At 39.9% G+C, this 12450-nt stretch carries 12 protein-coding genes and 1 rRNA gene; 8 read left to right on the top strand and 5 right to left on the bottom strand.

Translation table 11 applies throughout. The annotated features are described in order from the left end of the window. The first annotated feature begins 43 nt into the window (after nt 1-43). The 3 genes from EQG61_RS04430 (at nt 44) to EQG61_RS04420 (ending at nt 4040) form a co-directional block, all read left to right on the top strand. Entirely contained in the window at nt 44-1174 is a 1131-nt protein-coding gene (locus EQG61_RS04430; protein WP_206733873.1) for a PepSY-associated TM helix domain-containing protein, read from the top strand. 102 nt (nt 1175-1276) lie between these two features. Then, nucleotides 1277-3478 (top strand): TonB-dependent siderophore receptor, encoded by a 2202-nt coding sequence (locus EQG61_RS04425; RefSeq protein WP_129460702.1) that lies wholly within the window; start codon nt 1277-1279, stop codon nt 3476-3478. A gap of 10 nt (nt 3479-3488) precedes the next feature. Continuing rightward, nucleotides 3489-4040, top strand: coding sequence for a PepSY-associated TM helix domain-containing protein (locus EQG61_RS04420; RefSeq protein WP_129460701.1), 552 nt, complete (start codon nt 3489-3491; stop codon nt 4038-4040). A 39-nt stretch (nt 4041-4079) separates the two neighbouring features. On the opposite strand, the gene EQG61_RS04415 is transcribed toward EQG61_RS04420, so the two are convergent. After that, nucleotides 4080-5540: an aminoacyl-histidine dipeptidase gene (locus EQG61_RS04415; RefSeq protein WP_129460700.1), complete on the bottom strand. Its 1461-nt coding sequence runs from the start codon at nt 5538-5540 to the stop codon at nt 4080-4082. 112 nt (nt 5541-5652) lie between these two features. Here EQG61_RS04415 and EQG61_RS04410 point away from each other — a divergent pair, with 112 nt between their 5' ends. Next, nucleotides 5653-6726 carry a DUF3810 domain-containing protein gene (locus tag EQG61_RS04410; RefSeq protein WP_235829025.1) on the top strand — a complete coding sequence of 358 codons (1074 nt, stop codon included), beginning with the start codon at nt 5653-5655 and terminating at the stop codon, nt 6724-6726. Here the strand turns inward: EQG61_RS04410 and EQG61_RS04405 are convergent. Continuing rightward, nucleotides 6710-8014: an NAD(P)/FAD-dependent oxidoreductase gene (locus EQG61_RS04405; RefSeq protein ID WP_129460699.1), complete on the bottom strand. Its 1305-nt coding sequence runs from the start codon at nt 8012-8014 to the stop codon at nt 6710-6712. The genes EQG61_RS04410 and EQG61_RS04405 overlap by 17 nt on opposite strands. A gap of 236 nt (nt 8015-8250) precedes the next feature. Here EQG61_RS04405 and EQG61_RS04400 point away from each other — a divergent pair, with 236 nt between their 5' ends. The 3 genes from EQG61_RS04400 to EQG61_RS04390 are packed head-to-tail and all read left to right on the top strand — an operon-like array spanning nt 8251 to nt 10220. After that, nucleotides 8251-8745: an RNA polymerase sigma factor gene (locus EQG61_RS04400; RefSeq protein WP_129460698.1), complete on the top strand. Its 495-nt coding sequence runs from the start codon at nt 8251-8253 to the stop codon at nt 8743-8745. 6 nt (nt 8746-8751) lie between these two features. Further along, nucleotides 8752-9369 (top strand): hypothetical protein, encoded by a 618-nt coding sequence (locus tag EQG61_RS04395; RefSeq protein WP_129460697.1) that lies wholly within the window; start codon nt 8752-8754, stop codon nt 9367-9369. Then, on the top strand, nt 9369-10220 hold the full coding sequence (locus EQG61_RS04390; RefSeq protein WP_129460696.1) for a TraB/GumN family protein: 852 nt from the start codon (nt 9369-9371) through the stop codon (nt 10218-10220). Before EQG61_RS04395 ends, EQG61_RS04390 begins: the two co-directional genes overlap by 1 nt. Nucleotide 10221: 1 nt before the next feature. On the opposite strand, the gene EQG61_RS04385 is transcribed toward EQG61_RS04390, so the two are convergent. After that, the gene (locus EQG61_RS04385) at nt 10222-11025 is read right to left on the bottom strand and encodes a lysophospholipid acyltransferase family protein (RefSeq protein WP_129460695.1); all 804 of its coding nucleotides are present in this window, start codon (nt 11023-11025) and stop codon (nt 10222-10224) included. A gap of 41 nt (nt 11026-11066) precedes the next feature. Then, on the bottom strand, nt 11067-11702 hold the full coding sequence (locus EQG61_RS04380) for an NUDIX hydrolase (protein ID WP_129460694.1): 636 nt from the start codon (nt 11700-11702) through the stop codon (nt 11067-11069). Nucleotides 11703-11742: 40 nt separating this feature from the next. Here EQG61_RS04380 and EQG61_RS04375 point away from each other — a divergent pair, with 40 nt between their 5' ends. Further along, on the top strand, nt 11743-12186 hold the full coding sequence (locus EQG61_RS04375; RefSeq protein WP_129460693.1) for a DUF4268 domain-containing protein: 444 nt from the start codon (nt 11743-11745) through the stop codon (nt 12184-12186). A 140-nt stretch (nt 12187-12326) separates the two neighbouring features. On the opposite strand, the gene rrf is transcribed toward EQG61_RS04375, so the two are convergent. Further along, nucleotides 12327-12436 (bottom strand): 5S ribosomal RNA (gene rrf / locus EQG61_RS04370). Nucleotides 12437-12450 lie beyond the last annotated feature (14 nt).

Below are 12450 nucleotides of genomic sequence, written 5' to 3'. Positions count from 1 at the left end.
AACTCCCTACCGCTGTGGGGAGTTTGATATTTAAAAATTGGTTATGAAAAAAAGTATTCGTTTTCTTCATTTAATTCTCGGACTCACCGCTGGAATTATTGTTTTTATAGTTGCGATAACAGGTTGTTTATACGCCTTTCAAGAAGAAATATTAGATCTTACCGAAACGTACAAATTCGTTGAACACGAAGATAAACCGGTAGTACCGCCCTCCCAACTTCAAGATATTGCTCATGCTGCATTTCCAGCTAAATCCTTGCATGCTTTGAAATATTATGGGAATAATCGTGCCGCAGAAGCGATATACTACAACTACGAACCCAATTATTATTACATCGCTTACATTAATCCTTACTCTGGAAAAATAATTAAAACCGTTGATGAAAATTCAGGTTTCTTTCGTTGGGTTTTGGACGGACATTTCTACCTATGGTTACCGCACGAACTGGGACAAATTGTAATCGCCAGTGCAACAATCATTTTTACAGTTCTAATAGTTACCGGAATTATACTTTGGTGGCCCAAAACCTGGCGTACAAGTAAGCAACGCTTTCGGTTTATGTGGAAAAAAACAACCCAGTGGCGACGCAAAAATTATGACTTACATACGGTAACAGGATTTTATATTTTCCCAATAGCCCTTGTGTTTTCTTTCACAGGACTTGTCTGGGGTTTCCCATGGTTTGCGTATGGGTATTACACCCTATGGGGTGGTGAAAAATCACTTATTTATGAAGATCCTAAAGTACCTACTTTTGAATTTCAAACGGTAAAAACGGGAATGGATATCGCCCTTAAAAACTTACAACAACTCTACCCCGACGCCTATTATTATGAAGTCCATCCACCAGAAAATAACAATAAAGCTATAGCCGCAAATGCCAATCTAAAGGAAGGAACTTATTGGAAAACGAATTACCACTATTATGACCCTTCAACAGGAAAAGAAAAAAAAGTTAGTCACATTTATTCCACATTAGATAAAGCTTCAACTGCAGATTATGTCATGCGCATGAACTACGACCTACATACAGGAGCAATTCTTGGACTACCCGGAAAGATTACAGCCTTTGCCTTTAGTCTTTGTATAGCTGCATTACCCGTTACTGGCTTCATAATGTACTGGGGAAGAAAAAATAAACCAACAAAAAATAAAACCAAACCTGCTCATTAATAGCAGGTTACTTTTTTTATTTAAATTTAGTCTAAATAAGTTTTGAAAATTAAAAACGAGATTTTACATTTGCACTGTCTTATTTTTAATTATTCCAAATAAATGAAAACATATTTCCCAAAACTACTCGTTACACTTTTTACTTTTGGCTTTTGTCATGCGCAATACAGCGATACTCCTAAAGGGAAAGAAAAAGATACCATCAAAAACAAAACAGCCATTCAATTGGATGAAGTGTTGGTTCAAAAAAATCCGTTTAAAATTCAGCCTACTCTCACCCGTAGTACAATTAAAGTCATGGATTTACCCCAAAACGTTCAAACCATTGACAAATCGGTTATCTACCAACAACAAGCTGTTCGATTAAGTGATGTCATTAAAAACGTCAACGGCGCTTATGTGGGTTCGGCCCGCGGTGGAGCACAAGAATCGTTTTGGTCCCGCGGTTACGACTTAAGTGCGAACAATATTTTTAAGAATGGTTTTCGCGTGAGCAGTGGATCAATTCCCGAAGTAATTTCCTTGGAACGGGTCGAATTCTTAAAAGGGAATTCTGCCTTATTGTTTGGAAATGTGATTCCAGGCGGTGTGGTCAATTTGGTCACCAAAACACCGCAATTCAAATTTGGCGGTGAGGCTAGTTTTCAAGCAGGTAGTTATGATTTTTACAAACCCTCATTGGATATTTATGGACCAATTTCCAAATCCCTTGCCTACCGACTGAATACTTCCTATGAAAATTCGAAGAGTTTTCGAGATGTGGTGCAACGCGAACGAATTTATGTGAATCCGTCACTTCTTTACAAAATCAATTCCAAAATGGAACTCAACGTTAATGCTGATTATTTAGCAGACGATTGGACACCCGATTTTGGAACCGCGATCATCGGAAAAACGATTGTTGATTTACCTAGAAATCTCTATTTGGGTGGAAAATGGTCCAATGGAACCACCAAACAAACGACAGCATCTGCATTTTTTAAATACCAAATCCGAGAGAAATGGACGTTAAACGCGAACAGTTCGTACCAGAACTACTATCGTTTTTGGACCGGTACCGACCGCATCCAACCCGCTGCAAACGGCGATTGGTCGCGTCCACTTGGCCAACAAGAAAACAGTGAACGCATATACGGGGAGCAATTCTTTATCAATGGAGAATTTACCACAGGAAAATTGAAACATCAATTGACTTCAGGTGCCGATTTTGAAAATGCATTTACCGAAACCTTCACGTTTACTTTTCCCGCGGGTGCTACCACCTATGGTTCTGGTAATATTTATGATTTTGCCAATTTCAATCAAGGAACGGGTCCGATCCCTTCAGCCACCGCAACTCGTTTAGTAGAAAATACGACCAATCGTTTCGGCATCTATGCCCAAGATTTAATTTCCTTACCTAAATATTTCAAAGTATTTTTAGGGGTACGCTGGTCATGGCAAGAAGCCCATATTTGGAACCACAATTTATACGCAACAGATCCAAATGCGCAAATCAAAGATCCTGTGCGAATTGACAAAGCCTTTTCACCCAAAGTGGGTTTGATTTTTCAACCCGACAACAAGACGTCATTTTTTGCGAGTTATTCCAATTCTTTCACACCCAATACAGGTTTGACACCCGAAGGAAATGTGGTAAAACCTTCCATAATTACGCAATATGAAGCCGGATTCAAACGTGAATTCATTAAAGAAAAATTGAATATGAACTTTGCCATTTATAGCATTGTTAATGATAATTTTGTGCAAACGGCTCCTTTTGTCAACGGACTTCCCAACACCAACACAAACTACAAAATTCAGAGTGGTGAAACGGTAAGTAAAGGATTTGAATTTGACTTTTCTGCTTACCCATTAAAGGGTTGGACAATGATGGCCGGATTTAGTTATAACGACATGCGCTTTACCAAAACTGAAGCAGGTGTAGGTAATTTTGTGGAAGGCGATCGTTTAACCCGAACACCTTACCAAACTGCCAATTTCAGTACTTTCTATAAAATTCCGAATGGAAAATTAAAAGGAGTTACTTTTGGAGCCATGGCTTTCTATATGGGAAGTCGTTTAGGCGGTTGGAATAACGATTACATCTTACAAAGCGGCAATTTGGTAGTTCGCGATCGGGTTATTCCGTTAAGCGATTATACCACAGTAGATTTATCTGCGGGTTATGATTGGAAGAAGTTTTCTCTTTTGGTAAAAGTATCCAACATTACCAACGCGTTGAATTATACCGTACACGAAAATTACAGTGTCAATCCGATTGCGCCACGACAAGTGATGGCCACCTTGAAATACAAAATTTAATACGTTATCTATGAATCAAACAAAAATTAGAGGATTACACCGTGATTTGGGGTATTTCTACATTGGTTTAATTATTTCCTTTGCTTTTTCGGGCATTATGATGAACCACCGCGAACATTGGCATCCTGAAAAATACACAACTACATCCACACCTGTAACAGTGCTTTTACCTCAAAATGAAGACGAAATTTCGGAAGATTTTGTCAAAAATCTGGGCAAAAAACTAGGCATCGAAGATGAAGTTAGACGCCACAAAGTGAAAGAAGGAAAACTCCGAGTTGCCTTTGAAAAGCATGAATTGGAAGTGGATTTAAAGTCGGGCAAAGGCGAACTCGAAGCTTTTGAAAAAACCCCCATCATCAGTCATGTGATGAAATTACACAAAAGCACCTCCAATTTTTGGATCTACTACAGTGATATCTTTGGATTGTCATTGATTACTATAGCCATTACCGGAGCCATTATGATTCCGGCTGGCAAATTTACATTCAAGTGCAGAGGTTGGAAACTCGCCCTCGCTGGATTACTTTTCCCTTTATTGTTCCTTATTGTTTTAGGTTAAAAAAAGAAGCTCCCTTGAAAATTACAAGGGAGCTTTTTTTTATTTCACCGGAATATTCGCTAAAATTTCTAGTAAATATTTCCAGAATTTTTGTGACGAAGAAATGCTAGCACGCTCATCCGGACTGTGCGCACCGTGAATTGTAGGTCCGAAAGAAATCATATCCATTTTGGGATAATTGGTTCCTAAAATCCCACATTCTAATCCGGCGTGACAAGCCACCACATTCGGTTTTTCTCCGTTTTGTTTTTCGTAGATGTCAACCAATACTTTCAAAATCTCTGAATTGACATTGGGTGTCCAACCTGGATAACTTCCTCCGAAATTCACTTCACAGCCAATTAACTCAAAAGCGGAACGCAAAGCATTTGCTAAATCAAATTTTGATGTTTCTACTGAAGAACGGGTCAAACATTGAATCGTGATTTGGCCTTCTTTCACTATAACACGAGCAATATTGTTTGAAGTTTCCACTAAATCTGCCATATCTGCACTCATGCGATATACACCGTTGTGAGCGGCATAAATAGCGCGTAACAAACCTTCTTGCACACCCAAATCCATGATTTTTGCAGGCAATTCCGATTTTTCAATGATGATTTGTAAGTTGGGTTCAGTCGTTTTGAACTCGGCTTTAATGTCGTTGATGACTTCTTGCATTTCAAATTCGAAAACTTCGTCATACATAGAAGCAATGATCACTTTGGCAACACTTTCACGTGGAATAGCATTGCGCAAACTTCCCCCGTTAATTTCGGCGATTTGCAACCCGAAGTTTTCAAAACCGTCAAACAACAAACGGTTCATGATTTTGTTGGCATTACCCAACCCTTTATGAATATCCATTCCGGAGTGGCCTCCGTTCAACCCTTTAACAGTTATGGTATATCCAGTCGAACCTTCAGGCACTTCGTCTTCATTGTAAACACGAGTGGCAGTAACATCCACACCACCGGCACAACCAATATCAATCTCATCGTCTTCTTCGGTATCGAGATTTAACAATATCTCACCCTGAAGAATGCCGCCTTTCAAATTCAAAGCACCCGTCATTCCTGTTTCTTCATCGATGGTAAAAAGCGCTTCAATTGCAGGATGCGGAATATCTTTACTTTCTAAAATAGCCATGATAGCTGCTACTCCTAAACCGTTGTCGGCTCCTAAAGTAGTTCCTTTAGCACGCACCCAATCGCCGTCCACATACATTTGAATGCCTTGGGTATCAAAATCAAAATCGGTGTCATTATTTTTTTGGTGCACCATATCCAAATGCGCTTGCATCACAATCGGCTTACGGTTTTCCATGCCCGGAGTGGCTGGTTTTCGGATGAAGACATTGCGAATTTCATCTTCAAACGTTTCTAATCCTAAACTGTTTCCGAAATTTTTCATGAATTCGATTACACGCTCTTCTTTTTTGGAAGGACGCGGCACCGCATTTAAATCGGAAAATTTATTCCAAAGCGCTTTCGGCTCCAGATTTCTTACTTCTTGACTCATGGTAATGTATTTAATTCGTGTCGTTTTAGTTGGTCGAAAAACGAAGTTCAAAGTTACAAAGAATGTTGGGTGCAAAAAGGCTTTCCCGTACATTTACCTAAAAATAATGAAGGTGAAGAAAAATCCATATCGCGGCTGGATCAGTTTGGGTATACAAATTCTGTTGGTGCAATGGATTGCGTTGTATCCTGAAACCGTTGAGCGACTTTATAGCACTGGTTTTTACCGCTGGTGGGATGCTGTTATTCGCGGATTTTCTGCATACTTTCCTTTTTCCTTTGGTGATGTTTGCTATGGGATTCTTTTACTCTCAGGAATCGTTTCGCTTTTACGTTGGAAAAAAACAACAAGTAAAGAAAAAATGAGTCGGTTGGGGACTTTTCTCGCGGGCTTTTATTTTTTCTTTCAAGTCAGTTGGGGATTAAATTACTACCGCCTACCCTTGGCCGAAAAATGGCATTTGGAACCCCAATACACCGCTGCTGAGTTGCGGGAATTCACAGAAAAGTTGATTGAAAAAACCAATGCTATTCAACTTCAGATTACCAAAAATCCAAAACAGAAAGTGGTGGTTCCGTATGCTGAGACCGAACTTTTAACCCTAGGAACTGAAGGCTATAAAGCGTTGGCACAAATTCATCCTGAAATCCGATACGGCGTTGGCTCGGTGAAGTCGAGTTTGTGGAAACGTCCGTTGTCTTATATGGGATTCTCAGGCTATTTGAATCCGTTTACCCATGAAGCACAAGTCAATACTTTGATGCCCAAGTATACCCAAAGCAATGTGATTTGTCATGAAATGGCCCATCAAACGGGATTAGCCAGTGAAAGTGAATGTAATTTTATTGGATTCTTAGCGGGTTATCACCATCCCGATTTGTATTTCCAATACAGTGCTTGTACGGCAGCTTTGAAATATTGCATGAATGCGTTGGTCCAACAAGATCCAGAGGCATTTGATCAATTAAAAGTAAAAATCCATGCCGGTGTTTTGGACAATTTTAAAGAAAGTGAGCAATTCTGGAACCAATACGACACCTTTATTGACAAAGGGTTTCACGGTTTCTATGATCGTTTTCTCAAAATCAATCAACAAAAAGACGGCATGGAGGGATATAGTAAGTTTGTGGGATTGTTGATTTCCTATTACCAATTAAAAGCAGACAACATCAAACTTCGTCCGTAGTAAACGTACTAAAACTTTTCTTTTTAAAAGGTCGCACAATTAATCTTCCTTCGCGATCAAAGCGAATGTAATTGTATACCCAATTCATGAAGACAACGGCTTTATTCTTAAATCCGATGAGTGAGAATAAATGTACCAACATCCACACCACCCAAGCAAAGAACCCGTTGAAATGGTATTTGGGTAAGTCGACAACGGCCAAATTGCGCCCAATGGTGGCCATCGAACCTTTGTCATTATAAACAAAAGGTTCAGGTGTTTTCCCTTGTAGGATCTTGGGCAGGTTTTTGCCTAGAAGTGCACCCTGTTGCATGGCTGGTTGCGCCATCATGGGATGTCCTTGTGGAAAATCGGGAGTTTCCATGGAAGCAATGTCGCCAATGGCAAAAATATTATCGAAACCGAGCACTTGATTGAAGGCATTGACCCGAATGCGATTGACCTGACTCACCAAACTCGAAGCGGGTAAACCGACAGGACAAGCCCCTTGAACGCCCGCGGTCCAAATTACGGTTGCTGTTTCAAATTGGGTCCCGACATTGGTGGTTACTGTGCGTCCATCATAACTTTGTACCCGCATGTTTTTCCAAACATTTACACCCAAGCTTTTTAAGAAAGCTTCAGAAGCGGCTGAGGATTTCTCACTCATGGTATTCAATACGCGATCGCCGCTTTGAATCAAATGAATTTGCATTTTTTGGATGTCCAAATCGGGATAGTCTTTTTGTAAAATGGCGCGTTTCATTTCGGCTAACGCACCCGCTAATTCTACGCCGGTGGGTCCGGCACCAACCAATACAAAATTCATGAGTGCATTGCGCTCACTCGTGTCATTGGACAATACGGCTTGTTCAAAATTTTCCAAAATCAGACTTCGGATATTCAGCGATTGCGGTATGGTTTTCATAGACATGGCGTTTCGCTCGATTTCTTTGTTTCCAAAGTAATTCGTTTTCGAACCTGTGGCGATAACGAGATAATCATAGTGTAAATCCCCGATTTCGGAAATGATTTTTTGGTTTTGGGTATCGATTTCTTTCACTGTTGTGAGTCGGAAATAGAAATCGGGAAACCCTTGAATGACTTTCCGTAATGGATACGCAATGGAACCGGCTTCGAGTCCGCCCGTCGCTACTTGATACAGCAAGGGTTGGAACGTATGGTAATTGTGTTTATCGATTAAAACGACTTGCAGATTTTGTCGGTTGAGTTGTTTGGCAAGGGTTATTCCGGCGAAACCGCCACCGATAATGACGACGCGTTGCTTTGTGGAATTGGGAATATTCATAGGGTTGAAAAATAATACTCAAATTTACGAAGAATCGCAGGGAGTTGTCGTTAAATCGGACTTAAAAATTGGCACTTGATGATTAGCCCCGGTGGAAGCAAGCTACCCCGCCGTAGCCGTTAGGCAGGCGTGTAGCGCGGACGACGGGAAGGCACTTGATCGAAGAAAAAACGGCTGCTCCCAATAAAAAAAGAAGTATCTTGTAACAAAATTAGACCGACTCGGACTAACACGGCATGAGTGATTCATTAGAAAAATCCTTTGTAAAGCAGTTGACGGACAATCAAAACATTGTCCACAAAATTTGTCGTTTGTATACCAACAACGAGGATGCGCACAATGATTTGTTTCAAGAAATCACGATTCAGCTTTGGAAAGCCTTTCCAAAATTCAGGGGTGAAGCCAAATTTTCAACCTGGGCCTATCGGGTGGCGTTGAATACTGCGATTACGTTGTATCGCAAAAACACGCGAACGGTGGCAACGGTTGATTTTGAAAAAGCGAGTTATTTCATCAAACAAGAGGATTACAATCCGGAAGAAGAAGAACAACTCAAGCTGATGTACCAGGCCATTCACCAGCTGAACGACATTGAAAAAGCCTTGATCTTTATGTATTTGGAGGACAAAGACTACACCGAAATCTCGGAAACTTTGGGGATTAGTGAAGTCAATGCCCGTGTGAAAATGAACCGAATCAAAGGAAAATTAAAAAAAATATTAAACCCGTAAGTAGCCATGGAAGAATTGGATTTACTGAAAAAAGATTGGAATAAAAACAACCCGTTTCCGCAGTTGCAGGAAATGGATATCTATAAAATGCTCCATAAGAAATCGTCCTCTATTGTGAAGTGGATTTTGATTATTAGTATTTTGGAAGTTACCTTGTGGACGGCTATTAGCTTTTGTTTTAATACCGATGAGTATTTGATTAAGAATCACTCGGAATTTATGATTCCGTATTTCAAAGTATTGACGGTTGTCAACTTTATCGTGACTGCCGTTTTTATCTATTTGTTTTATAAAAATTACCGAACGATTTCCGCCACTAACGCCACCAAAAAATTGATGGCCGATATTGTGCGTACGCGTCGCACTGTAAAATACTATGTGGGTTACAATTTGGGGATGATGGTGTTGAGTGCCATTTCTGGTTTTGTCATGGCGATTATGGTGAATCCAAAAATTCAAGAATTGTCACACAATACTAAAGCGATGGTGATTGCAATTGTAATCATGATTGTTTTCTTGTTGATCTTTTTTGGGGTTGCTGCCTTGTTTTACTACTTGATTTATGGTACGTTGATGAAGCGTTTGTATCGCAATTACAACGAACTTAAAAAGATTGATTTGTAATGAAAAAAGTTTTTGTAGTTGTCGGTATTCTTTTGGGAGTAATCGCGGGAGCGCAAACGCCCAAAACGCTTTTGTGGAAAATTTCGGGGAACGGTTTACAAGCGCCTTCCTATCTTTTTGGCACGATTCACATGACTTGTGATGCCACATTGAAACCCAAAGTGCTTCAGGCATTGGATAATACGGAGCAATTGTGTTTTGAATTGGATATGGATGATTCCCAAATGCAAATGGAGGTATTGAAACATATGTACATGAAAAACAATGTTCGTTTGGATTCCTTATTAACTCCGGAAGAGTTTAAATCTTTGGATGTTTATTTGAAAAAGAATTTGGGGATGTCGGCTAAAATGTTGAATCGTGTACAGCCGTTATTTATTACATCCATGTTGTATCCAAAACTTTTAGCCTGTAAAACACAATCTATAGAATCGGCTTTGATGCAAGTGAGTAAAGCACAAAGTGAAGAGGTGATTGGACTGGAATCAGTAGAGGAGCAAATGAATGCCTTTAATGCAATTCCATACAAAGAGCAAGTGAAGGATTTATATGCTATGAGTCAGAAAAATACAGAACTTGACAAAGCGGAAACCGACAAACTAACGAAGTTATACCAGGAAGAAGACATTGAGGGACTTTACCACTACATGAATGAAGTTGAAAATAAAACCTATGCCAAATTTGAAGAAGATTTATTGGTGAAGCGCAACAAAAACTGGCAAGAACGTATTCCCAAAATAATTCAGGCCAAAACTACTTTCATCGGAGTTGGCGCTGCGCATTTGGGTGGTAAAAATGGGGTAATTCAATTATTAAAAGCACTGGGGTACAAAGTCGAACCCGTACTGTAAGTTACCAACGGCGCAATTCATTTAATTTTTCTTGCTCTTCCAATACAGCTGTCGGAATCACTTTTAGAAAAGAAGGATGTTGTTCGATGGCATACTCGATTTTTTCCACAATTGAGTCGATGGACTCGTTATCATAATCGATTTCCAAAGGTTCTTTAATGATAAACGATTGAAGAATATTCTTTTTCTTGATACGAAGCCCTTTTTTATCAAATGATCGACGGAAACCATCAATCACAATGGGCACAACAATGGGTTTGTGAGTTTTAATAATGTGAGCTGTCCCTTTACGAACAGGTTTGAACGATTTCGTGGTACCTTGTGGAAAGGTTATGACCCACCCGTCCTCCAAAGCTTTCATAATGTTTTCCGTATCGTTCGGATTAACGGCTTTTTTTTCACAAATGTCTTTACCGCCAGCTCGCCAGGTTCGTTCAACAGTTATCGCTCCGGCATAAGCTAAAATTTTAGGAAGTAAACCTGATTTCATTGTTTCACTTGCCGCCACATAATAAATATTCAATTTGGGTTGCCAAAGATAGCCTACATTCTTGATGTTGTCCTGTCGCCCACTTAGACTCGCATTGAACACGTGAAACATAGCCACAACATCGGCAAAATAAGTTTGGTGATTGGAAATAAAAAGTACGTTAGTATCGGGCAATTGACGAATAATTTCAGAGCCCTCGATTTGGAGTTCGTTGAACCCCCGATAGCGGCGATGCGTCAATGTACCGGCGATCCGGATTAACCATTTTTTTAAAAATAAAATATGTCCAAAAGGATTGCGTTTCAATAGTCCCATATCATTTTTCCAAGGGGCCTAAAGATACCAAAAAATGAAGATTACACCAATTTTTTAAGACTCTCTTTCAGTTCGCTTAACATCATAGCGGTGGCGCCCCACACAATTTTTCCTTCCAATTCAAAGGCGGGTACAAGGATATCCGTGGCATACGAAGTGGTCAAGGTAGTTTGCGTTACATTGGAGTCATCGAGTAATTGGGCCAAGGGAACCTCTAAAATATCCGAAACTTCTTCGATTTGTAAAACAAATTCGGGTCGCTCTGTGGTATACGCTAAAAAAGGAGCCACTAAAAAATTACTGGGTGGAATAAAGACTTCGGTATAAGCTTTAATAAATTCCACTCCCGAAGGATGTACACCGACTTCCTCCCAAGCTTCTCGCAAGGCCGTTTGCAATAATGTGGCGTCTTCTTGTTCGACCTTCCCGCCGGGAAATGCCATTTGTGAAGAATGCACACCGGGGTAACTGTTGCGCTGAATCAAAACAAAATAAGTAGTCTCTTTATAGGGATAGCATAGCATGAGGACAGCGGCTTTTCGGGCATTTTTGACATCATATCCCGCTTGTAATTCTAATTTGCGAATTTCAGGCACTATTTTCTCATGGGCAGCAGTCGCTGGTAAGTCATCTTGCTGCAATTGGGGTAATAAAGAAAGAAAACGTTGAAATTCCATAGCTGCATAATAATTTCTAAATTTACCAAAAAAAATCTGCATGTACAGCAAAGAAGAAAAACAACAATTGAAACGTGAATTTTGGTCCCAATTTTCGGAAAACTATCCCCGAAAATGGCTATTGTACGACACGCAAATAAAAGATGTTGCTTTTAAATTCTTTGTAGATACAAAAAGTGCGCGAGTTCAATTGGATATCGAACCTAAAGATGAGGAAAAGCGTAAAATTTACTACGAAAAGATAGAATCATTGCGCACCTTATTACATGAAGAGCACGTTGCGGATGCGCAATTTGCAAGACATTTAGACTTAGAGAATGGAAAAACGATTAGTCGGATTTGGGTTGAAATGGAGGGTGTGAACATGAACCGCAGAGATGATTGGCCTCGAATTCATGCTTTTTTTGCTACAAAAATGGCTGCTTTTGAAGAATTCTTTAATGAATACGAAGATTACATTCGCGATTTGGACTTAAACACCTAAATAAACTTAGAATTTAGATTTTAGAATTTAGAACATATCATTCATAACCTGCCTGCCGGTAGGCAGGTTTAAAATTCATAATTTAATTTGCCGTACCGATAAAAAAAATGAAGCCCTTCAAATTGAAGGGCCTCACTAAAAGAAGGCGGCGACATACTCTCCCACAGTTATGCAGTACCATCTGCGCAGTCGGGCTTAACTTCTCTGTTCGGAATGGGAAGAGGTGAGCCCCGACGCAATAACCACCTTAAGTTGTGGCTTTGA

Origin of the sequence: Flavobacterium stagni (assembly GCF_004122105.1) — a bacterium.
GTDB lineage: Bacteria > Bacteroidota > Bacteroidia > Flavobacteriales > Flavobacteriaceae > Flavobacterium > Flavobacterium stagni.
Note: the sequence above shows the minus strand (reverse complement) of the source record. Positions and strands in the feature narration are given on the sequence as shown.

Coding starts and splice junctions, on each gene's coding strand:
- EQG61_RS04375 (WP_129460693.1), top strand. CDS start 11,743: ATGTACAGCAAAGAAGAAAAACAACAATTGAAACGTGAATTTTGGTCC.
- EQG61_RS04425 (WP_129460702.1), top strand. CDS start 1,277: ATGAAAACATATTTCCCAAAACTACTCGTTACACTTTTTACTTTTGGC.
- EQG61_RS04420 (WP_129460701.1), top strand. CDS start 3,489: ATGAATCAAACAAAAATTAGAGGATTACACCGTGATTTGGGGTATTTC.
- EQG61_RS04405 (WP_129460699.1), bottom strand. CDS start 8,014: ATGAATATTCCCAATTCCACAAAGCAACGCGTCGTCATTATCGGTGGC.
- EQG61_RS04430 (WP_206733873.1), top strand. CDS start 44: ATGAAAAAAAGTATTCGTTTTCTTCATTTAATTCTCGGACTCACCGCT.
- EQG61_RS04395 (WP_129460697.1), top strand. CDS start 8,752: ATGGAAGAATTGGATTTACTGAAAAAAGATTGGAATAAAAACAACCCG.
- EQG61_RS04415 (WP_129460700.1), bottom strand. CDS start 5,540: ATGAGTCAAGAAGTAAGAAATCTGGAGCCGAAAGCGCTTTGGAATAAA.
- EQG61_RS04380 (WP_129460694.1), bottom strand. CDS start 11,702: ATGGAATTTCAACGTTTTCTTTCTTTATTACCCCAATTGCAGCAAGAT.
- EQG61_RS04400 (WP_129460698.1), top strand. CDS start 8,251: ATGAGTGATTCATTAGAAAAATCCTTTGTAAAGCAGTTGACGGACAAT.
- EQG61_RS04385 (WP_129460695.1), bottom strand. CDS start 11,025: ATGGGACTATTGAAACGCAATCCTTTTGGACATATTTTATTTTTAAAA.
- EQG61_RS04390 (WP_129460696.1), top strand. CDS start 9,369: ATGAAAAAAGTTTTTGTAGTTGTCGGTATTCTTTTGGGAGTAATCGCG.